Source organism: Geomonas sp. Red32, assembly GCF_023652955.1.
Taxonomy (GTDB): Bacteria; Desulfobacterota; Desulfuromonadia; order Geobacterales; family Geobacteraceae; genus Geomonas.
In genome coordinates, this window is the sequence record NZ_JAKLOY010000013.1 from 73,472 (window position 1) to 94,684 (window position 21,213).

The 21,213-nt window shown below is 55.6% G+C and carries 15 protein-coding genes, 1 tRNA gene and 1 riboswitch; of the genes, 12 read left to right on the forward strand and 4 right to left on the reverse strand.

From position 1 onward, the window contains the following. Window positions 1–32: 32 nt before the first annotated feature. Entirely contained in the window at window positions 33–653 is a 621-nt protein-coding gene (gene trmB / locus L4X63_RS23020; protein ID WP_250681015.1) for a tRNA (guanosine(46)-N7)-methyltransferase TrmB, read from the forward strand. Window positions 654–738: 85 nt separating this feature from the next. On the opposite strand, the gene L4X63_RS23025 is transcribed toward trmB, so the two are convergent. The 3 genes from L4X63_RS23025 to L4X63_RS23035 all read right to left on the reverse strand — a co-directional run bounded on the left by L4X63_RS23025 (window position 739) and on the right by L4X63_RS23035 (window position 8,647). Next, on the reverse strand, window positions 739–2,949 hold the full coding sequence (locus tag L4X63_RS23025) for an EAL domain-containing protein (RefSeq protein WP_250681016.1): 2,211 nt from the start codon (window positions 2,947–2,949) through the stop codon (window positions 739–741). Between the two features lie 119 nt (window positions 2,950–3,068). After that, window positions 3,069–5,192, reverse strand: coding sequence for an HDOD domain-containing protein (locus L4X63_RS23030; RefSeq protein ID WP_250681017.1), 2,124 nt, complete (start codon window positions 5,190–5,192; stop codon window positions 3,069–3,071). A 234-nt stretch (window positions 5,193–5,426) separates the two neighbouring features. Beyond that, window positions 5,427–5,503: riboswitch (cyclic di-GMP riboswitch) on the reverse strand. Between the two features lie 189 nt (window positions 5,504–5,692). After that, a complete protein-coding gene (locus tag L4X63_RS23035) occupies window positions 5,693–8,647 on the reverse strand; it encodes an NAD-glutamate dehydrogenase domain-containing protein (RefSeq protein WP_250681018.1) in 2,955 nt (984 codons plus the stop codon). A 244-nt stretch (window positions 8,648–8,891) separates the two neighbouring features. Between L4X63_RS23035 and truD the strand changes: the two genes are divergently transcribed. The 9 genes from truD (at window position 8,892) to L4X63_RS23080 (ending at window position 17,883) form a co-directional block, all read left to right on the forward strand. Next, window positions 8,892–10,091, forward strand: a complete 1,200-nt coding sequence (truD, locus tag L4X63_RS23040; protein WP_502799943.1) for a tRNA pseudouridine(13) synthase TruD — start codon at window positions 8,892–8,894, stop codon at window positions 10,089–10,091. A 220-nt stretch (window positions 10,092–10,311) separates the two neighbouring features. After that, the gene (locus L4X63_RS23045; RefSeq protein WP_250681020.1) at window positions 10,312–11,595 is read left to right on the forward strand and encodes a putative nucleotidyltransferase substrate binding domain-containing protein; all 1,284 of its coding nucleotides are present in this window, start codon (window positions 10,312–10,314) and stop codon (window positions 11,593–11,595) included. 102 nt (window positions 11,596–11,697) lie between these two features. After that, complete coding sequence (gene ispE, locus L4X63_RS23050; RefSeq protein WP_250681021.1) at window positions 11,698–12,540, forward strand: 4-(cytidine 5'-diphospho)-2-C-methyl-D-erythritol kinase; 843 nt, start codon at window positions 11,698–11,700, stop codon at window positions 12,538–12,540. A gap of 76 nt (window positions 12,541–12,616) precedes the next feature. Beyond that, window positions 12,617–12,691: transfer RNA gene (locus L4X63_RS23055), tRNA-Gln, on the forward strand. 811 nt (window positions 12,692–13,502) lie between these two features. Beyond that, window positions 13,503–14,111 (forward strand): hypothetical protein, encoded by a 609-nt coding sequence (locus tag L4X63_RS23060; protein ID WP_250681022.1) that lies wholly within the window; start codon window positions 13,503–13,505, stop codon window positions 14,109–14,111. A 133-nt stretch (window positions 14,112–14,244) separates the two neighbouring features. Beyond that, window positions 14,245–14,634: a hypothetical protein gene (locus L4X63_RS23065; protein WP_250681023.1), complete on the forward strand. Its 390-nt coding sequence runs from the start codon at window positions 14,245–14,247 to the stop codon at window positions 14,632–14,634. Between the two features lie 9 nt (window positions 14,635–14,643). Continuing rightward, on the forward strand, window positions 14,644–14,826 hold the full coding sequence (locus L4X63_RS23070; protein WP_250681024.1) for a hypothetical protein: 183 nt from the start codon (window positions 14,644–14,646) through the stop codon (window positions 14,824–14,826). Between the two features lie 72 nt (window positions 14,827–14,898). Further along, window positions 14,899–16,611, forward strand: coding sequence for a hypothetical protein (locus L4X63_RS23075; protein ID WP_250681025.1), 1,713 nt, complete (start codon window positions 14,899–14,901; stop codon window positions 16,609–16,611). Between the two features lie 585 nt (window positions 16,612–17,196). After that, window positions 17,197–17,883, forward strand: a complete 687-nt coding sequence (locus L4X63_RS23080) for a hypothetical protein (RefSeq protein WP_250681026.1) — start codon at window positions 17,197–17,199, stop codon at window positions 17,881–17,883. Between the two features lie 104 nt (window positions 17,884–17,987). On the opposite strand, the gene L4X63_RS23085 is transcribed toward L4X63_RS23080, so the two are convergent. After that, complete coding sequence (locus tag L4X63_RS23085; protein WP_250681027.1) at window positions 17,988–18,770, reverse strand: ParB/RepB/Spo0J family partition protein; 783 nt, start codon at window positions 18,768–18,770, stop codon at window positions 17,988–17,990. 238 nt (window positions 18,771–19,008) lie between these two features. Here L4X63_RS23085 and L4X63_RS23090 point away from each other — a divergent pair, with 238 nt between their 5' ends. Then, complete coding sequence (locus L4X63_RS23090; protein WP_250681028.1) at window positions 19,009–20,247, forward strand: STAS-like domain-containing protein; 1,239 nt, start codon at window positions 19,009–19,011, stop codon at window positions 20,245–20,247. Window positions 20,248–20,865: 618 nt separating this feature from the next. Beyond that, a complete protein-coding gene (locus L4X63_RS23095; RefSeq protein WP_250681029.1) occupies window positions 20,866–21,213 on the forward strand; it encodes a hypothetical protein in 348 nt (115 codons plus the stop codon).

A 21,213-nucleotide genomic window follows, 5' to 3' on the forward strand; every position in this document is an offset into this window, starting at 1 on the left:
GTCGCGGGTCACAAAATTAGCAGAGGGGCACCATGCAATCGTTCATTCACATTGACTCACACAATTACCTGAGACCGGAAAACCTCCCCGATCCTCCCGATTGGGCCTCGCTGTTCGGTAACGATAATCCCGTGGCGCTCGAGATCGGCTGCGGCGTGGGGGACTTCATCCTGAAGACCGCACTCGACCAGCCGGACACCAACTTCATCGCCATCGACTTCTACAACAAGGGGTGCTACAAGACCTGCCGCCGCATCGACCGCCATGAGCTCGGCAACGTGCGCGTGCTGCGCGAGGAGGCGAGGAGCTTCGTCACCGAGCGGATCCCGAAGGGGAGCCTCTCCGCGGTCTACATCAACTGCCCCGATCCCTGGCCCAAGAAGCGCCACCGGAAGCGGAGGCTCGTCAACCGCCAGTTCGTGGAATTCCTGATGGAGTACATGCAGCCGGGAGCCAATTTCTACTTCGCCACCGACTTCGACGACTATGGCGAGGACGTCGCTGCCGCACTGCCGGAGATCCAAGGGCTCGAGAACCAGTTCGCTCCCGACCTCTTCCGCCACGATTTCCCCGGGTACCATCTCTCTAAATACATGAGGAAGTTCCTCGCGGAAGGAAAGAAGATCTACTTCGTCCATTACCGGATGAAGTAAATCGACTGACACAGACAGCAAAGAGCCGCCGGCTGATGAAGCCGGGGGCTCTTTTTCTTTTCTTTCAAGTCCCCCTTTGAACTCGCTACGCGCAGCGCCGCTGGTTCTGGTACGGGAGTCCCCCCTCCACTGCCCCTGCGGACGACCTGGAGATCGACTCCCGCAGGAACTTTTCGATCTCGGCCGCGGGAAGCGGCTTGCTGAAGAAGTACCCCTGCATCTCGTCGCACCCCAACTGGTACAGGGTCCTCATCTGGTAGCTCGTCTCCACCCCCTCCGCCACCAGGTTCAGCCCGAAGCCGCGCGCGATGCCGATGATGGCGTGGATGATCGGGGAGGATGTCTTGTCCTCGCTGATGTCGTGCACGAAGGAGCGGTCGATCTTGATGGTGTTGATCGGGAAGCGGCGCAGGTAGTTCAGCGACGAGTAGCGGGTCCCGAAATCGTCGATCGAGATCCGGATCCCCTTTTCGCGCAGCATGCGCATCTTGTCGATGATCCCCGAGACGTCGTCCACCGGCAGGTTCTCGGTGATCTCGACCTCAAGGACATCGGCGGGGAGATTGTGCCTTGCCACGTGGGAAGAGAACCGGTCCACCACGTTGTTCTGGTTGAATTCCTTGGGCGAAACGTTGACCGACACGCGGATGTCCCCCAGCCCGGTGCCCCGCCAGCGGTCGAGCTGACTACAGACCTCGGCCAGCACCCAATCGGTGATCTCGCTGATGAAGCCGCTTTCTTCCGCCATGTCGATGAAGCTCGTCGGGTTGAGGAGCCCGTGAACGGGGTGCCGCCAGCGCAGCAAGGCCTCCAGCCCGACCACCCTGCTGCCGCTCACGCTGATTTGCGGTTGATAGTGCAGCTCGAACTCTGAATTCCGGATCGCCTGCCGCAGCTCGTTCTCGAGACCGATCCGCTCCTGGTAGCAGGCGTTCATGTCGGAGGTGAAGAAGGTGTAGCCGTTCTTGCCGTTCCCCTTCACCTCGTACATGGCGATGTCGGCGTGCTTCAGGAGCTGGTCCGCGCTCTCCCCGTCGCCGGGGAAGACGGCGATGCCGATACTGGCCATGGCGCAGAAGTCCTGACCCGCCACCGGAAACGGCACCTTGAGCTCCTCCATGATCTTCTCGGCAATGACCGCGGCGTCCTGCGGATGAACGAGATCCGGCAGCAGCAGGGTGAACTCGTCCCCCCCCTGGCGGGCGAGGGTATCGGTGGCCCGCAGGCATCGCTGCAGGCGCTGGGCCACCTTCTTGAGGAGCTCGTCCCCTTCGGCGTGGCCGTGGGTATCGTTCACCCGCTTGAAGCGGTCGAGATCGAAGAACATGACGGCGGCCATCTTGCCGCTCCGTCTGGCCTGCGCCATCGCCAGCTCCAGCCGGTCCTTGAAGAGGGTCCGGTTGGGGAGCAGGGTGAGCTGGTCGTGCAGGGCCTGGAAACTGATGGTCTCCTCGGCGATCTTCCGTTCGGTGATGTCGCGCGCCACCCCGTAGGTCCCCGCGTAGGTTATCGACTGCAGGTCCCTCTTTTTCTCCCTGGTCTCGTAGATGCCGATGGCGCTCAGGATCGCCACGACGTGCTGCCTCTCGAGGTGGCGCTGGGGATCGACCTTGCACTTCAGGCGGATTTCCAGGTTGGTGGTGGCGCGGTGGTCGCGGCGGCGCTCGACGAAGGCGAAGGTGGCGAGGTGGGCGTCCTCCTCGTGGACGATGGAGGTGTAACTGCGCCCTTTCAACTCGTCGCGGGAATAGCCGAGCAGCGACTGGAAGCGCTCGTTGGTGAAGGTGAAGCAGCCGTTGGGATCGAGGGTATAGATGAGATCGGGGGCCTTCTCGACCAGGAAGCGGTGCAGGCGCTCGGATTGCTCGAGCCGGGCGGCGATCATGAAGTGGCTCCGTTCCAGGTGCCGCCGGTGCAGGGCGTTGTCGACCTTGTACGGGATGTCCTCCAACTCGGTCGGCTTGCGGACGAACTCCACCGCTCCGCCGCGCATGGCGCGGATGGCGGAATCGATGCAGTCGTTGGCGCTCACCATGATCACGCTGGTGGGGATCTTGCCCATCTTGATCCACTCCACCACCTCCAGCCCCGAGATGTCCGGGAGATTGATGTCGAGCAGGACGAGGTCGATCTCCCCGGATTTCAGGATGCCGATCGCTTCCCCGCCGCTGGCGCATTCCGATACCACGCGCCCGGCTCCCTCCAAAAGCTGTCGCAGGCTGGAGCGCATGAGCGGCTCATCGTCGACGATCAAGATGTGCTGAGGCTGCTCGATCCATTCTTTTGGCAGATTCACGTTCACATAGGCCATTTTTTTAGTCCCCTGAATGTCACCCGGTTTTACCCGGGAATCCCCGCACGCAGGCGGGATATTAGGTCCTGCTCCCCCCCGGCGCTGCAGGGGGCTTTGCATCGTTAACTCGCTGCCGCCGCGCTTTCCATCCCCCGCGGCAACAAGATGACGAAACTGGTTCCGTTGCCGGCGTCGCTGCGGCACTTGATCAAGCCGTCGAGATCCTCCACCAGGGAGGCGACGATGGAGAGCCCGATTCCGGAGTGGCCGGGACGCTGGCGGCTGTCCAACGGCTGGAAAAGCCGCTGCATGACCTCGAGGGGGAGCCCCGGTCCCGTGTCGCTCAGGCAGATCTCGGCATAGAAGCGCCCGTTGAGAATGACGTTGTCCGAGGTCGAAATGAGCAGCCGGTCGCCGTCCGAGAGCGCGTCCGCCGCGTTGGTCCAGAGGTTGAGCAGGACCTGCTTGATGCTGTCGCGGCTGCCGGTGATCGGGAGCAGGGAAGGGGAGAGCTCCTTTTCGACCACGATCCCCTGCGAGGCGAAGAGGGTTTCCCCGTACAAGGCCAGCATGCCGTTGATCATCCCGTTCAAGTCGACCGGCTCCGTTGCCGGCATCGGCTCGTTCAGATCGTTGAGGCGCTGGAGAATCTGCGCCACCCGGTCCACTTCCTCCCGGAGGATTTCGAGCTCCTCCCCTGCGGAGTTACCGGCGGGGAGCTTTTGGCTGACGATGGTCAGGTAGTTCTTGATGATGCCGAGCGGATTGCCGGTTTCGTGCACGATCTTGCGGGCGTGCTGCTGGTACCCGCTGTAAAGGCTTGCCGCGATCCTTTCCTCCTTGGCCCGGACCTCCCGCCATGCTTCGATGCTGACCGCTGCCTGCTGGGCGAAACGGACCATCCGGGGGAGGAATTTCTGGAGCCGGGCATGCTGCGAAAGGTTGACCCCGCAGGCCATGACGCCGACCCGGCGCTCGCGGATGCACATCGGGACGAAGAGTACACCCTCGCTTTGGAGGGCCCGCGCGACCTGCACGTCGACCAGCGAGACCGGGACCGGAAGCTCCTTGTCGAAGGTGGAACGTGGCTGCTTGCCGACCATGGCGGACGCTGCAAGGCTGCGCCCGGTATCGAGCCTGATCTGCAGATGCTGGAGAAGGGCCGGCTGTCCCGCGAAGTCGGGCGCCGATGCCACCGCCTCGTCCTGCGCGATGAAGAAGAAGGCGATCCGCCCGATGCCGAACAGGATCCGCGCCGACTCATGCACCGCCACCAGGATTTCTTCCTCCCGGCAGAGGGTGGAGAGGTTTCGCTGCAATGACTGCATGATCGCCATTTCCCGTACCCGGATCTCCACCTCGGAATAGGCACAGTCGCGATCGCGGTCGTGCTGCGGGGGCGGTTGCCGGTTTTCCGGTGGTGCGGGGAAGGGGAGGGGAGCTGCCTCCTCCCATGGGGAAACGCCGAGGGCCTCCGAGAGAACGGCGACCTGATTCCAGGCCTGTTTGCGGATGGCCAGGATCTCGGACGGCTCCAATCCCAGCATGGAAATGACGGCGGCGAGATCCTCTCCCCCGGAGAGGCCGGACCCTTCCCCGCAGCTGTCAATGACGTGGGATGACCAGACGATCTTGCTCAGCTGGTCGGCGTCCTCTATCTCGTCGTGACGCTTGTGATGAAAGAGGATGGCGTCGGAGAGAAACGACGACAGGTGCCACTGGTCTACCAGCCAGGCGCCGATAGCGGCGTGGTCGGTCCCGAAGAGAAGCTCCTCGACGTCCCGCAGCTTCGATTCCACGTTGAAATTCTGGAGCCAGCATCCGTAGCGCTCGCCAACCCCGCCCAGGAGGAGCAACTGGCCGATGTCGTGCAGGAGCCCCGCCAGATAGGCCCTCTCGCTGTCGCCGTAGTTGGTCCTGATCGCCACCGCGCGGGCCATTTCGGCTACCCGGAGCGAATGCCTCCAGATTCCCTCCACATCGATCTGTTCCTGCTCGCCGCCGTGCGCACAGCCGCTCTCAATCGCCAGGCATTCGGCGATGGTACGGGTCAGCCGGGTGCCGAGGGTCGCCAGGCAGTCGTCGATGCCGGTGACGTCAGGGCCGCGGCGCAGGGCAGGGGAGTTTGCGGCGGTAAGAAAGCGGGCGGCCAGTGCCGGATCGCGTCCGGCCAGGGTGGCGAGATCCGTGAGCGATGCCTGGTCGTCCTCCAGCATGTCCAGAAAGCGCAGCAATACCTGCGGCATGAAGGGGAGGCGGACTGCTTCTAGGGAAGGACGTATCCAGTCGGGAATCTGCACGAGGTACCCCTGGCTGCTGCTCCAGCGGATGCCCACCGGAAGGTTCGGTGGGGTAAAGGTTGCGTGCCGGCGTCGAAAAAGACGGATTTCCGAAAACAAAAAACGCCTGATTCGCGGAGCGAATTCAGGCGTCGTTTTAATGTGCTATGTACGGGTGGAAGAGTGACATGACGGCCCCCTTTCGGCGGCCCAGCCATCCCTTGTCAGGATCTGTGACTTTGCGTCCCCGGATTGCCCCGGGTTTGCCCTTTGCTGAGAATATAAACATTTCAAAAAAAATTTAATCACATCTATAGGATTAAGGGGGCAGTGTCAAGAGTTATTTATGTCACCTGTTCCGTCCAACTGTCTCAACTGCCGTCGAAATTCATCAAGCCAGCCGGTAGGACAGTCAAAGGCGATGGAACGCGGATGACGCGGATTGAACGGATGAACGCGGCCGGGGATCAGAAGTACTTCTGCACGTGCCCCTTGATGGTGGCCTCGAAGTCGGCCTCGCGGTCGCCCCGGTAGACCAGCGACGAGCCGATCTCGGCCGCCAGGATGGCGAAGAGGTACTTCTGCGGCAGGTTTTTGATCCGCTTGCTGTACTTCGCCTCCTCCCTGAGCATCCGCGGCAGGTGGGAGAGGATCGCCCGGCGGTAGAGCGGCTGCAGGCAGAGGTGGGGTTGCTGCTGGAAGAAGCGGAAGATGCTCGCGTAGTGCGTGTTGATCTCCCCGCTCAACGAGTCGGAGATCTCCGTGCAGATCAGGGCCGGGGTCTCCCGGCGCCTTTTCAGGATCAGCTTCGCCTCGTCGGCCGCCCGGGTCTCCAGGATCTCGAGAACGTCCTTTACGTAGCGCTCCTTCTCGGCCAGGAACTCCTCCTTGGTGAGGAGCAGGTTGGCGATGATCTCGTAGGAGGACGAGATGACCCCGCACTTGTTGGCGGAGGCGTCCCGCATGATGATGACCCCTTCCTTCTGGAGGTTGAGGCGCGCCTCCGGGGTGATGAAGGAGTTCGCCCCCTCCACGATCGCCCTCGATGACGGGGCCCCGTCCGGCCGCAGGAACTCCCTCCAGTTGTCCTTGTCGATGGTCTCCGGCCTCCCCCCCGCCGGAATGAAGAGGTCGGCCTGGACCTCGAAGGGGAGACTTGCCGTCTCGCGCGAGAACTCGTCGGTGGAGATCCATTCCTCGCGGACCTTCCCGCCGCTCCTGGTCACCTTCCGGTAGAGCTCCTTCAGTCCTTCGCGCCGGCTCCCGCTCCGGTAGATGAGGCATCCCCCCTCGTGGAGCCTGGCCGGGTCGAAGGCGTCCAGATCCTCCTTCAGGACGATGCGGGCAAGTTCCTGGTGGTCGGCGCCCTCCGGGTCGAAGAGTGCGGCGGTGCCGTCCAGGATCAGCCGGATCGCCACCTGGGGAGAGCGATCCAAAAGGATCCTCATGGCGTTCCCCGCCACGTCGCCGTTGGGGCCGCCGGTGAACTTCACGCTGTAGGGATCGCGGTAGATGTCGATCCCGAGCTCGGCCATGGTGATCTCGGCGAACTTTACCACCCCCGTGGAGGTCACGCCGTACTCCTTGTGGTTGATCCCCACCTTCTTGCTGGACATGATCCCGATTCCCAGGATGTAGCCGCGGCTTGCCGAGATGCGGGCGATGTTCTCGATCATGCTGTCGTGCATGTTCTCGTCCGGCCCGAGCTCGATCGGCTCGTCCTCCCGGTAGTAGTCGACCACCTGCGGATGGCGGGCGATCCCTTCGGTGGTGACGAAGATGTCGAGGAAGGCGTTCAACACCCCGTGCTGCAGCTTGTACAGGCGCCAGTCCTCCATCTTGCGCTCCCCGCTCCGCTGCAGGTCGGCCGCGTCGAGGATCAGCACGAGCTTCGATCCCCCTTCGTAGATGTCCTTGTTCTTCAGGTGCTGGGTGTGGGCCAGCACGAAGTTCTCGCGGAAGATCGTGTTGGCGTTGGTGGCGAAATCGTCGGTGGTGCGGGAGATGACCGTGCGCCACCCGCCGCGGGCGATGTCGGAGAACCCGATGTGGTAGCCGAAACCGTAGCGGCTGAAGAAGAAGGTGACCCGGAACGGGAGCACCGTCGGAAGGTCCGAGGTGAAGGCGGTCCCCAGTTCGGCCAGGTAGTTCGGGTCCAGGCGGAAGGCGAGCGCCTGCTTTTCGAGCACGAAGAAGTTGGTCTTCAGCGTGTTGGTGATGAAGGTCAGGCAGCAGCGGTAGATGGCGCGTCGCGCCTCGTCGAGGTAGCGGTGCCCGGTGTTGTATCCCTCCACCGCCTCCTTCGTTTCCTCAAGCACCGCGAAGTAGGTCGAGGAGCGGTCCTTTATGGCGGGATCGAAGCGGGCCCGGAAGAGCTTGATCAGCTGCAGCGCCATCTCCGGGTGGAAGTGGAAGGCGCTTTGCACCTGCTCCAGCCCGAAACGGTCCGGCTGGTTGTGGGCCAGGTTGGTGTGGCAAAAGGCGACGAAGGCGTTGGCGAGGGCGGCCTCCTCCCCGGTCATGACCCGTGTGGTGACGAATTCGCGGTAGGTGTAGAGCTTGGTGGAGATGATCTGGGTGTTGTAGAGCTCCTGCTGGAGCCGGTTGAAGAGCTCGGAACCGTACTCCAAAAGTTCCCCCGATCTCCTCATGACCATGAAGGTGCCGAGGAAATAGGGATGCTGCCCGTTGGATATGGTGAGGCAGTAGGCGCGGTTCACCCCCAGGTCCAGCCTGTTGAAGACCTCCATGAGCTGCAGGAGGAACTCGGTCTGGGGCGGGTTGGCGACCGCGAAATGGACCCGGGTGACGTTGGGGATCGAGGTCTGTTCCACGAAGAGGTAGAGGCCGCCGCTCATCCCCGCCTTCTGGAGCAGGTGCAGCACCTGGGCGACCCTCAAGGGGGCGGAGATCCTGACGTAGTTCTCGTTGTTAAGCCAGAGGATCCGGATCAGCCGGTCGAACTCCTTCATGTCGAAGTCCGGGTAGCTCCGCCGCATCTCCAGGGTGACCTGGCGGGAGAACTGGGGAGGGATCTCGACCTCGCGCCACCCCTGGATCTCGCTGTTGCTCTTTCTGTCGAACTCGAAGCGCTGGATCTCGAGGATCTGGTCACTTCCCGGCATGGGGCCGTCGGAGTGGGTGATCATCGCGTAGGAGATCTCGCGGTCGTGGATGTGGCGCAGGGCATCGTAGAGCGAACCGGGCGCGTTGACCCTGGCGAGGATCAAGGTCTTCTCCCGGTCGGCCATTATCAGCCGGCGGTTATGGCTAAGCGAGGAAAGCTCCCGCTCCAGTATTGCCAAAGCCTCCGGCTCGTCCTGCATCGCCGTGAAGAAGTAAGGGTTGACCTGCTCTCTAAGCCATCTGCGATTTTCGGCAATCTCTTTGGCCGTAATCCGGGTCACTGTCGCACTTCCCATCGGGGGACTCCTGTGAGTGAATGATGATGGTTTCTGCGGCCAAGTATAACAACGAGATGGCCGATTTTCTTTACGAATTTCGGCTTCAGAGAGAACTTTCCGGCAAGGAGTCCTCTTTCGGTGAGTGTCATGTCCGGGAATGGGCATCCTCATCCTGCCCGCGGGGTGCGGAATAGTGTTGAAACATCGGGACATAGCAGGTATTATGCGCCGCCAGATTAAGAAAAACTTTGATGGAGTCAGTTTGACACGATACCTTTCGGCCGGCGTCCCCGGGACCGGCGGCAGCATGAAGACCACCCCCGAAGATTTCCTGGTAGAGGAGATCCCGGCCTACCTCCCCGCCGGGCAGGGGGAGCACTGCTACGCCCTCATCGAGAAGCGCGGCATCGCCACCTTGGAAGCCCTCCGCAGGATCTCCAAGGCGCTCGGCGTTCAGGAGCGCGACCTGGGATACGCCGGGATGAAGGACGCCGTGGGGGTGACCAGGCAGACGATCTCCATTCCCCGGGTGGCGCCCGAGAAGGTTCTCGCGCTCGAGATCCCCGGCATCACCATCCTTTCCGCCAAGCTCCACGGCAACAAGATCCGTCTCGGGCACCTGAAGGGGAACCGGTTCCGCATCCGCATCCGCGGGGTGGAGGCCGGCGCGCTCCCCCACGCGCTCGAGACCTTGGCTCTCCTGGAAAAGCGCGGCGTTCCCAACCGCTTCGGGTTGCAGCGTTACGGCGTGCAGGGAAACTCCCACCAGATTGGCGCCGCCGTCGTGCGGCGCGATTTCAAATCCGCGGTCGACATCCTGATCGGCGATCCGGCAGCCGTCACCGACGAGCGGTGGCGTCAGGCGATCGAAGCCTACCGGGAGGGCGATCTCGCCGGGAGCCTCGAGATGTTCCCCGGCTACCTGCGCGGAGAGCGGGAGATCCTCACCAGGCTCGTCCAGCGCCCCGACGGCTACGAGCGGGCCTTCAACTCCGTGCAGCCGCGTCTGAAGCGGCTCTACCTTTCCGCCTACCAGTCATCCCTTTTCGACCAGGTGGTGGAAGAGCGGCTTGAGACCCTCGACCGGGTGAGCGAGGGGGACATCGCCTTCAAGCATGAAAACGGCGCCTGTTTCCTCGTGAAAGATGCCGCCGCCGAGGCCCCGCGCGCCGCCGTCTTCGAGATATCCCCCACCGGGCCGATGTACGGCTGCACCATGATGGAGGCCGAAGGAGACCAAGGGGAGCTCGAGCGGCGGATACTGGCCGGGGAGGGGATCGCCCGCGAGAGTTTCAACCTCTCCGGAGGGCTCAAGATGGAAGGCGAACGGCGTCCCCTGCGCGTTCCGCTCAAGGACACGGCAACCACCGAAGAAGGAGACTCCCTCATTCTCGAGTTCTCCCTCCCCCGTGGCTCCTACGCCACCGCCGTTCTGAGCGAGGTGATGAAGCAGGCGTTGTAATATATATGCCCTCAGGGTAATGCCCTCGCAGAAGGTGGCCGAACATGCGGCTTAGGTAGGTCGCGTTGAGGAACGAAACGCGGCGTTCTCTCCACCAATTACGCCCCCGCTCCAGAAGAGAACAGGGGAGAGGGTGGCCGAAGGCCGGGTGAGGGCGATTATAGGTGGCCCTGCAGTACCTGCAATGTTATGAATTGACCTCGAACAAAGGTATGCCCCGATGGAGAAACAATTCGCCGATCCCGAGCTCGTATCATCCGCCAAAAAAGAACTCTTTGAGAGAACCCGTCTCCTGTCACCGCACGACACCCTGGCGTCCGTCCAGGATCTGAAGAAATGGGTGACGGAGGAGCTCTCCTTCGAGCATGCCGCTTCCGCCTCCTTCGGCCGGGTCCTCAACGACCTGGGGCACGCCGAGTACCTCGACCAGTTGCCCCCCCTGCTGAACAAATTCGACCGTCTCGCATCCGCCTACTACGTCCGGCGCGGATCGGTCACCGCCTTTCACGGGTTCTGCAACGCGTGGCGGGAGGGGCTGTTGAAAAGGGTGCTCCTCTTCGCCGAGGAGGGGCTGGAGGTGAGCGATCATGGTCATCCTCCCGCGCCTTATGCCCTGTTGGCCAGCGGATGCCTCGGGCGGCGCGAGCAGACCATGGAGGAGGGGGATGCCTTCTATCTGGTCTGGTCCGGCGCGGAGCGGAAGTATTTCGAGGATTTCTCCTACCGTGTGCTGGCCATCCTGGACCAGTTAGGCGTCATCAGCAAAGACGGTCTCGGGTCCGCCGCGCACGTGCTCTGGCGGGGATCGTTCGAAGAGTGGGAACGCTTTGCCGGATTCCACGGGGATGTGGAATTCCCGACCCGGCGGCTGGAACAGCTCTCCGACCTCCGGATGATCGCCGGCGACGAGACCCTCGGACGCGACGCTGTCCTGAAAGCGGCCACCGTTCTCGAACGGTACCGGGAGGGACGCGAGTACGAGACCCTCAGTGAAGAGACGCTCTCCATGCCGGTGGCACTGGGAGTGCTGGGAGGGCTGCTTACCGAGATGAACGGCCCGCACCGCGGAAGTATCAACCTCACCCGTTCCGCCATCTATCCGCTCGTTTCCGCCGTCCGGCTGCTGGCTCTGCAGGAAGGGCTGGATGCCGCCTCTACCCTGGACCGCCTGACGGTCCTGAAGGAGATGGAAGTCCTGCACAGCGTGCTGGCCGAAAGGGTGGAGGCCGCCTACCATATGCTGGCCGGGATCAAGGTGAAGAAAGAGATCGCCCTCGAGCCTGCCTATGTCACCCCCGGGGCCCTGACCGCGCGCGAGCAGCACGAACTGAAGGGGGCCCTGGAAGCTGTCCGGCAGTTGCAGCGCCAGATCCGGCGGATCCTGTCGTCGAGAAAACGCAGGCCCGTTCCGGTACCGGGCGCTCTCCATATCGACTTTGGCCGGCGCCTGCTCGCACCGTCCCCGCTGACGAACGGTGAGGTCCTGCCCGCAGAAAAGGGGTAGTCGTCGAACAACGCAAGCTCCCCGGCCTAGGTCCCCTCCCCTTCAAGGGGAGGGACAGGGTGAGGATGGGGTAAGAAGATCAAACAAACAAGGAGTTCGCGAGTGAAGAAGTTGCAGTTGAAAGCCCCCGCGAAGGTCAACTATCGCCTCGATGTGCTGGGGAAAAGGCCGAACGGGTACCATGACCTGAGGATGATTATGCAGAGGGTTGATCTCTGCGACGATATCGAGTTGAGCCTGAGCGACGTTCCCGGAATCCGGGTCACCTGCGGCAAGGCCGGTGTTCCCGACGGCCCCGACAACATCGCCTGGAAGGCCGCCGATGCACTCTTGAAAATCTCCGGCCGCGAGGTTGGCATCGACATCAACATCGCCAAGAACATTCCCTCCGGCGCCGGTCTGGGGGGCGGGAGCAGCGACGCCGCTTCCGTATTGATGGGGCTGAACGAGCTCCTGGAGCTCGGGCTCACCGATGAGCGCCTGAGGGAGATCGGGGTGAAGCTGGGCGCCGACGTGCCGTTCTTCATCTTCAAGAAGACCGCCTTCGCCGAGGGGATCGGTGAAGAGCTCACTGCCCTCGAGAGTGTTCCGACCCTCTGGATCGTGCTGGTGAACCCCGGCATCCACTGTTCCACCGCCTGGGTGTACCAAAATTTGCAATTGACAGGTTGTCGCACCGCCGCTATACTTGCCAATTCCTACGGCACCCTTGAAGACGTTTGCGGGATCCTCTCCAACGACCTCGAAGCAGTAACCTTCAAGAAGTATCCGGTAGTGGGCGATCTGAAGGAGATGCTGATTGCCAGTGGAGCCCGCGGCTCGCTCATGTGTGGCAGCGGATCCACCGTTTTCGGACTTTTCCCCGATGAGAAGAGTGCCAAAGCCGCCGCAGCCGAGATCGCCAAAAAACACGACTGGTTTGCGGTAGCCGTGCAGACCCTCTAGGAGTTGTCGTCCCGGCGTCCCCTCCCTTTCAAGGGTAGGGTGAGGATGGGGTTCGGTCCCTCACAAAATTGAATATTGGGGTATCGCCAAGCGGTAAGGCACCGGATTTTGATTCCGGCATTCCCAGGTTCGAATCCTGGTACCCCAGCCACTAATAATAGGGAGTTAGCTTGGCAGCTAGCTCCCTATTTTTGTATCTGACGCAGATATTGACGCAGGTGTTAGGCATCAGGTAAGCCTTAAAGCATCACATGCAGCTACTCAGCATGTTCACTATGGCGTGCTTGAGGCATCAAGCACTGACCGCTTGGCGATACCCTAAGACCAGTATGTTCAGAACCTCTCCAAACAGACTTAACTGTGCTGGTTAGCCAGTACACCAATTATATTAAATGGTTAGAATGTATCATCTCCAGATAGTACCTATTGGTAAGTCAATGTTGTTTCCTATGCCACATGTCGGCAATTAAGGCCGATACCCTCTTAAATTATTATGATGGCCATTAAACATAGTGGTCTGGAGTTGAAGGGGAGGCACCTGTTGTCCTCTGATGGTCCGTCACTACTCTCAAGTTACGGTGCTTGTCCGATCCTTGACGCCACTTCGGTTCCTGGATTGTAGGGATGTTGGTGAGGTTGATATGGTCGGTGGTAATGGGAGGGGTGCTATGATGCGGCTGTTGATGATACGGAGAAGGTATGGTATTGCTGCCATGGGGCTATCAAGCCTTCGGCTTGTTCGGCCTCTTCGATCATTTGCTACGCAAACAATCTCATCGGTCCGAGTCGAAAAGGCAGGTAAGTATGCGGTAGTGCAGGCTATGTTGCTATGCTGTTAAGACTGAAAAGTCGATGGTTTTGCGTCAATACTCGCATCACTGTTGTATAAACACCTGATTAGGTAGAGTTTTTACCGGATACATAATCCGATGACAATTGAAAGGGCGAATTGGAGGGTGATTTTGGACCCAGTGGAAGAGTTGTCCTATTATGAATATTGGCTTACGAAGGATGTTTGGCGAGGAGACCTTGCGGTAGATATTGTTATCGGAGCCTATTTGTTGAACCGATCTTGGACTGCCGATGACGATATGCACCAGGAGGCGACTAACCTTCGGGATGGCATAATAAAAAAGCTCGGGTATGAGGATGCCAAGGCTGTATTTCTAAAACGGTCCGAAAGGCCCTCAGGCTATGACCATAATGGTGATTACCAAGAAGCGAAGATCGTGTTGCAGAATTCCGATTTTCACCCGAAGAAGTTCTTGGCTTGGCTTTACGATAAGGGCTACGACTTGCCTTATGAGTTCAAAGCGGAAATTGAAAAAGAGGATGCAGAGCTACCGATGAGGCAAAGGCTAAGGGGATCTATCGACAAAGAGGTGTGCCAAGGCATCGCTAGGACATTGTGGGACTCTTCTCCTGATATGACAATCGAGCAAATGCGGGACCATAAGGCCATACAAGTATACGGCTCTGGCAAGCTCTACAAGGGTGACAACACGCTACGAGGCTGGCTAAGGGAGGTAGACCCTCGAACGCATAAGACAGGACCAAAGAAGAAGCTGTAGCCAGCAGAGATCATGCCAGTAAATAGACGTCTACTTCACGGAGTAGGCGTTTTTTTATTCAAATTCTTTTTTGGTAGAAAGGAGGCACAGCAACGCGCTGAACATCCAAACAGTAGTAAAAGGAGAGCACGAAATGAGCAACGAAAACACCTTCACCACCACCCTCACCATCCCCGATACCGTCAACGGCAAAGCACTTCACGCTGTTCTCCTGGTCGCCCTTGGCAATAAGGACTTCATGGACGACACCAAGAAGATCAAGAAGGCGGTGGAGATACTCACCCCTAAATCCACCGTGACGGCAACCTTCAAACGTCTCCAAGGTAATGCCTTGAGCGATTACTCCGTCAACAAGGAAAAAGGCATCGCAGGGTACGACGACAGCACCAAAGCCAACAAGATGCAGCAGTATGTGCACGACCGGTTTAAGTCCTACATGGCTGATCCCAAAACCTCCGAGGAGGCTACCAAGCTCTTTAATGAGGCATATCCGCCGGCGACTGACGCCCCGCAGGCAGCATAGGGAGAGGCTATGCGCGAATTGATGATTATTTCCTATGATCCCGGCACGACCTATACAAAGCATTACGTTGTCGAACCGACCGGAAACTCTGCTGAAGGTACGGCTATAGGCAGCATGTACATTGCTGGTAATGTGCTTACCAAGTTCCCGACTTACGATGAGGCCGTCCAGTTTGTGAAGGCACATCGGTAAACCGCAACTAACCGCGAATAAAACGCAGGCAGGGAGTCCTATTGGCTCCCTGTTTGCGTTTAAGGAGCTATTATGCAAGCTGAGTATACCGAGTTCGATAACTTTAGGTGGATCAATTGCAACTGGTGGAGTAAGGCCAAGGAGGTTGACTCTCTGGTTGCGGAGTTGGTGCAGGAGTTTCCTTCTCGAAAGCGGGATGGATACCGGATCAACATGAAGGTTCTGGTGCTGACCCTTTATCAGTCCTACCTGTGCGATCCAGAGCAATACCTCGCCTACAGCAGGGACAAGAATGATTACAACTTCACCGGCAAGGATCACCCTTACATTAAAAATAGTAAAGTGTCTTACACCTACCTGGTGGAGAGCGTAGATCTTCTCACCGCAAAGGGATTTTTACGCAATAGAAAAGGTGGTCAGTTCTTCAACCCCGAGACCAATACCCTCCACTCCTATGTGAGCAGGATGAGACCATTGCAGCCTTTCATGGACCTGGTTGGAAGGCTTGGGGTTAGGCCCGAGATGATCGACACCCTGATCGAGGATGATGTGCTGATCTTGAGAGGGGAACCGGTAGAGGAGGTGTACGAGTACAGAGGAAAAGTTCGGACTCGGTTAGTAAAGCCTTCATTGCCGGTTCCGAAGAATGCAGCGACGATAAGCATGAGGAGGGTGATTCGGAACTACAGTTCTTTACTCCAACGGACGCATATAGATGTTGACGTTGAGTGCATGACAGCTAAAGACCGGGATGAGACGGTTGAGAAGTTAGCCGATATGGCTCTCCCTGGCAGGAGGAAGCGTATCGTTCTCCGTCTGTCCAAGAAAACAGTGTACCGGGTGTTCAACAACGGCAGCATGAAGCAGGGAGGCCGGTTCTATGGTGCATGGTGGATTGGAGCACCAAGTATCGTCAGGAAATACATCACCATCAATGGAGACCCGACCGTAGAGCTGGACTTCTCGGCCATGCATATTCATCTCTTGTATGCCAAGGTGGGGATCAATTACGCTGATAAGGGTGAGGATGCCTATACTCTGGATGATGGGCTTGATTCGCTCAACGATGCTGATGATGACCGTGATCTCAATAAGCTGATACTCCTGACTGCCTTTAATGCCAAGACGCCGCAGTTAGCAGCCTCCGCTGTATTCGATGAACTCAGGGACCAGTGCAAGCTCTACCGCTATAGGATCAAGGGGCATAAGCCCATAAAGGCCAAACTTGAACTCTTGAAGCAGAAGCATCCCTTGATAGCACACCTAATAGCAAACGATCAGGGTAGAGACCTCCAGTATTACGACTCTTGTATCATCGAGAAGGTAATAGAGTACTTCACTAAGAAGCAGATACCAGTTTTAACTGTGCATGACTCGGTTATATGCCAGGAAAGGCATATGGAGACTGTTACTAATGTGATGTACCGTTACTTCTATCAGATATCTGAGGACCATTTGAACATTAGTGTGACCCCAACTCCTAAATATAAGTGGGCTGGTGTAATCACCCAGCAGTTAAATAAAATCAACCCATATAGAGCATTAACTGGATGGTGGCAAGCCGCGAAGAAGTTAGGTCCATTGATCAAGCCAGAGTACCAAGGGCAGGTATCAGATACCATCCCCAATACTCTCAAGATTAAGACCACCAATAGAGCCAACAGATGTAATACTAAGTGCAACCATTACATAAGATTAGGCAAGCAGTTGAAGTACATGCCTAATGTGAAGTTGGAACTTAAGCACGAGAGTGAGACGTTTACGAACGTACTGGTGGTGCGCTAAATCCTTTGATGGACTCAGTTAAATTAGGCAGGAGGATGCTATCAAAGGGAGGGATGGGTATCACATCTATTATGAAGGTAACTATGATGGTAAGATCCAAACACTATTTCACTATAACCCAGTCTGATTCGAGCTAACGACCCGATTTAACGTAATTTTTGCGATTCTGGGAGGGGCGGTGGGCTTGACCGGGAGGAGGGGGGCCGGAGGCAGCATAGCCAGATTACGGAGAGGTGGAGATATGAACTCAGCCTCTTTTTGTTTAACATAATGTTCCCATTACCAAATCGAACCCAACAAATCAGACCTGGTACCACATACAGAGTAACGGAGGCAAGTAACGCTAATCGCTGCCCCAGTGTCTTAATGATCCCCAGACCATTCCCCTTCCTCGATACCTGCCTTTGTGGTATAAAGAGCCATCCCTGCCACGACCAGGAGCACCAATGATCCTTGACCAGAACAAGCCTGTAGAGATTAATATACTTGACTCTATCATTGGGGGGTGATCTTGAATGTCTTGAAGGGGCCGTGACGGTTGTGGGTTAACGGCAGATTCTCAATTGCTGTCAGTGGAGAAAGCGTATGGGGAAAAGAGTATCGTTTGAGTGCACCATCCAATCGGGTGTAATTGAAAACGTCGAATTTCTTTTAAACTCGCGTGAGATAATACGAGCACACTATTTTGATAAAGAAAAGAAGTTCAAAGCGTTATTTGAATATAAGGAAGATGGGGAAGATGTCTCGTTGGACATGACTGAGCAAATGCAAAGGTACTTGTCTTCACTTTCAGTAGTAATTGATTACTCATTGACAACAGTAGAAGATGAAATCTCCTTAGATAGTGGATATATTAAAAAATTGCTAGGGGAAACCGATTCCTATTTGATGATCAAATTGCATCTCATAATTCAAAGCTTGCTGTGGCGCTATATTCAAAATAAGATAAAGGTATTACCTAAGCAACGTGACAATTGGAGCTTTAACCAAATCCTTGACCTTGCTGATGCATTCAATGAGATACCCAACCGTATAACCTTATATCTTAATTCGTTAAATATGTTACGTAACAATATCGCACATAAACCTTTTGCTTTCGAATTTAGCAACATAAAACGGAAATATACAGCTGCTTTGTATTCGAAGGACGGCCCGTTGTTCGGTATCGGAAAGATGCCAATGTCTGATGCAGAAATCTATGAGGATTGGAAAAGCACATTCCTGGTGGCAATTATTATCCTTGGCTACGTCATCAATAATACCCATTCGTAACTATCAAGGTTTTTTACCGCTAAACCTAAGAAGCCCTACCTCCACCACATGATAGGGCTTCTCTTGTATCTGCTCACTTAAGAGTATCGGCGCGCCGATATGCCCTAACCGCCTATAGTCCTAAGCTTATTTTGGATCTCCTGCATCAATTCTTGTAGCTTGCCTACTACCCTATCTCTGTCATCTCCAAGTGTGTCAAGGTCTATGGTCTTTATGCACTTGAGGGCGTTATCGGTAGAGGTAATGGCCTTCTTGGTGACACTAAGCCTAGGTCTTCTGATCTCCTTCTTGGGCATACCTAAAGAGGAAACAAGAGCATCATAAGCCTTTCTCTGAGCAGGAGCCTTCTTGATCCTAGCAATCTTAAGAAGAGCAGACCTGCTTAGCTCCTTCCTAATCCTAGCATCCTCTCTAATCTCGTCCGACAGCTTCATCAACCCTAGAATATCTGCTACTGTGTTCTGAGCCTTGCCAATCAGGTTGCCTAGTTGCTCTTGGGTATGGTTGTACTTGGCCTGGAGGTTGTTGAGAGCTTCTGCTTCATCTATGGGATGGAGATCACTTCTTTGTAGGTTGTCGATCAAGGCAACCTCGTCGTACCGCTCACTATCTACCCGCATGGCAAGGATGGTCTCTTTACCTAGCTCCCTACATGCTCTAAGCCTTCTCTCTCCAGATACAAGGATAAGGACATCGTTCTCATCCACTCGGAACAGAACAGGGTAGAGCAGCCCCTTGTCAGCAATCGACTTCTTGAGGCCTTCAAGCTCGTCTTGGTCGAAGTGCTTACGTGGCTGGTCGATGTCACGGTGTAGCAGATCAACTCTGATGTCGTGTGTCTTGCCTTTCCTGTAGGTCTTGGAGGTTTCTTTGGTCTCGGCAGTCATCGTAACCTACTCCTTCTGCTGAAATGATGAAGGGAGAATATACTCGATTTTTTATTTATTCCAAGTTTAAGTTTTGGGATATAGGTAGGATCGGGCATGAGAGAAAAATGGTCTTGTAGGGGCAAATATGGAAGCTTGGAGTGTGAATATACTTTCATTGTTATCTGTTTTTGTGTTATAGTCCGCAGCATTATCATTGAAAAGTCAGAGCTGCTTTATGGCTCATTAGGGGTGGGGAATGGTTACGGTCGTACTGCCATCAGATTGCAGACTCACAAATTTGGTTAGAGCCATAAACTATTACAGACTAAATGAAAATGTTTGTCGTGAGCTACAATTTAAAGTGCCAAACTACTGCTACTTGGACTGTGCTTCGATTTCTTTCTTGGCAACATGGGGATTAAAGCAGTTGTCTAATGGTGGTAAGATAGATTTTGTTGGAAGTCCAAGGGTTTTACAATACCTTTCTCGAATGGACCTGTTCAAGATTTTAGATCTGGGGTATGAAGAAATATTTAAACGAAAACCTGAGGTTGGGAGATTTATTACTATAAAGACCATCAAGGAAGGTCAAGACGCCTATGATGCTGTGAACTCTATTTGTGACCTTTTGACCCATTTGTTCGAAAATGCTAGAAGCATACTGCCGGCCTTTGAGTGGGCTGCTAATGAAATTATGGATAATATAATAATTCATTCAGAGACTAAAGCTCCTGGGGCTGTATGCGCTCAGTATCGAGAAGATATTCAGAGATTAGAGATTGGTATATTCGATTCAGGGAGAGGTATTAAAAATTCGTTGGAAGAGTCGAAGGTGCTAAGGGATCATCAACAAGCAATAACGGAAGCTCTTAAGCGTGGTGTGACAAGAAATCTTTCTATTGGACAGGGTAATGGCCTCGCTGGGTCAAGAGAAATAATTATTCAAAACCAAGGCAGTTTAAATATATGGACAGGAGATGCCGAGTACAAAATTCTCAATGGTAAGGAAATTGGAACATCAAATCACAGTTTTACAATGGGAACCGGATTATTACTTAGTTTAGATGTAAATCGACCTGTAGATTTATCTAATACTTTTATTGGGAAACCTAGTTGGAATTATTTAAATGCAGAATGTGAACGAATTGCTGAGATGGGCGGTATCAAGGTTGTAGATGAATGTTTTCATACTGGAGTTAGAGAAACAGCTAAAAAATTACGAAGAAAGATATTAACCATGTTGCCAGATATTGAAGATAAACTTAATATTGATTTCTCTGGTATAACTAGGGCCTCAAGCAGTTTTTTAGATGAATTGCTAGGACGGCTTGTTCAGGAAATTGGGACTGATACTTTCTTTGAAAAAGTAGCAATAACTAACGCGAACCAAGACCTTATTGATATGGCTAATGTTGTGATTAAGCAGCGAATAGTAGGGTTGGAAGGGGTGAAGGAGCCATCAAATAGATTGATGCGATGGATAAAGAGGATGTAATTAGTGTTTTTGTTAACAAATAAGTCACAGTTATAAGACCAAACTAGTGGTGTCTGACCCAAGCGACGAAGGTGCTTATGACCAAAATCGATATTGTGACACGCTAAAGGCTCGTTATTAATGACTAACATAATGTTCCTTGTAGATACTCTGTTCCACTTTGTCAGACCAGAAGAGAGAATGAATATGTAGAAGTTGAATCGCTCTTAATCGGTACCCCGGCTATCAAATATTAGAGGCATGTCCATCAACATCGGACATGTCTTTTTTTTTGTATCAAGGCTACCAGATTGACCAATCGAAGAAGTCCGTCACCAGTAAGCCCGTAGAAGCAGCCGCACCCTCTTGGTACATGCAGCAGCCCAGACCCAGAAGGCCAGGGATTAAATTCTGAACCGTAAAGGAGGTGAGGAAGACCAAGATGACTAAGTAGACATGGACCTTCGGCGGTCCTTTGCCCATGTGGACTATGATGCCCTACCTAATGCTACCCGCCACACCTCCTTTCCTCTATAACTCATCTCGATGCGAACTAACTACTTAATCGTACTAGCTTTAGCCTGTTCTGAGAGCAAGGCCATTATCAGCCTGTCTTTTCTATTCAAAGGAGGAAGACCCATGACCCCTGTTGTGCCCGAACTCAAGCTGTTCACCAACCATGACGCCGACCGTACCATCATCCAGATTGAAAGCCTAACCCTCATCTACCGTGGCAACTACTACCACTTCCCTGGAGGAGCAGGAGACACCATCCATGTCTTCACCCAGAGTATCGCTATCTACGTGCTCACCATCAACAAGGGATATGGCCGCATGGCGCTCAACGCCTACATGGTTCAACAGCCTGATGCTCTTAATGGGATCTACTTGCATTCCCCGCAAGAGATCGTTGACCACCTGGGGGCGGAGTGGGAGCAGTTACCGGCCATCGACATCACCATGAAGCTCATCGACTACCTGATCTAA

What these genes read in the sequence shown, in the direction of transcription:
- L4X63_RS23095 (WP_250681029.1), top strand. Translation starts at nt 20,866, where the DNA reads ATGACCCCTGTTGTGCCCGAACTCAAGCTGTTCACCAACCATGACGCC.
- L4X63_RS23045 (WP_250681020.1), top strand. Translation starts at nt 10,312, where the DNA reads ATGGAGAAACAATTCGCCGATCCCGAGCTCGTATCATCCGCCAAAAAA.
- L4X63_RS23080 (WP_250681026.1), top strand. Translation starts at nt 17,197, where the DNA reads ATGGGGAAAAGAGTATCGTTTGAGTGCACCATCCAATCGGGTGTAATT.
- L4X63_RS23030 (WP_250681017.1), bottom strand. Translation starts at nt 5,192, where the DNA reads ATGCCGCAGGTATTGCTGCGCTTTCTGGACATGCTGGAGGACGACCAG.
- L4X63_RS23070 (WP_250681024.1), top strand. Translation starts at nt 14,644, where the DNA reads ATGCGCGAATTGATGATTATTTCCTATGATCCCGGCACGACCTATACA.
- L4X63_RS23085 (WP_250681027.1), bottom strand. Translation starts at nt 18,770, where the DNA reads ATGACTGCCGAGACCAAAGAAACCTCCAAGACCTACAGGAAAGGCAAG.
- L4X63_RS23065 (WP_250681023.1), top strand. Translation starts at nt 14,245, where the DNA reads ATGAGCAACGAAAACACCTTCACCACCACCCTCACCATCCCCGATACC.
- L4X63_RS23075 (WP_250681025.1), top strand. Translation starts at nt 14,899, where the DNA reads ATGCAAGCTGAGTATACCGAGTTCGATAACTTTAGGTGGATCAATTGC.
- L4X63_RS23090 (WP_250681028.1), top strand. Translation starts at nt 19,009, where the DNA reads ATGGTTACGGTCGTACTGCCATCAGATTGCAGACTCACAAATTTGGTT.
- L4X63_RS23035 (WP_250681018.1), bottom strand. Translation starts at nt 8,647, where the DNA reads ATGGGAAGTGCGACAGTGACCCGGATTACGGCCAAAGAGATTGCCGAA.
- trmB (WP_250681015.1), top strand. Translation starts at nt 33, where the DNA reads ATGCAATCGTTCATTCACATTGACTCACACAATTACCTGAGACCGGAA.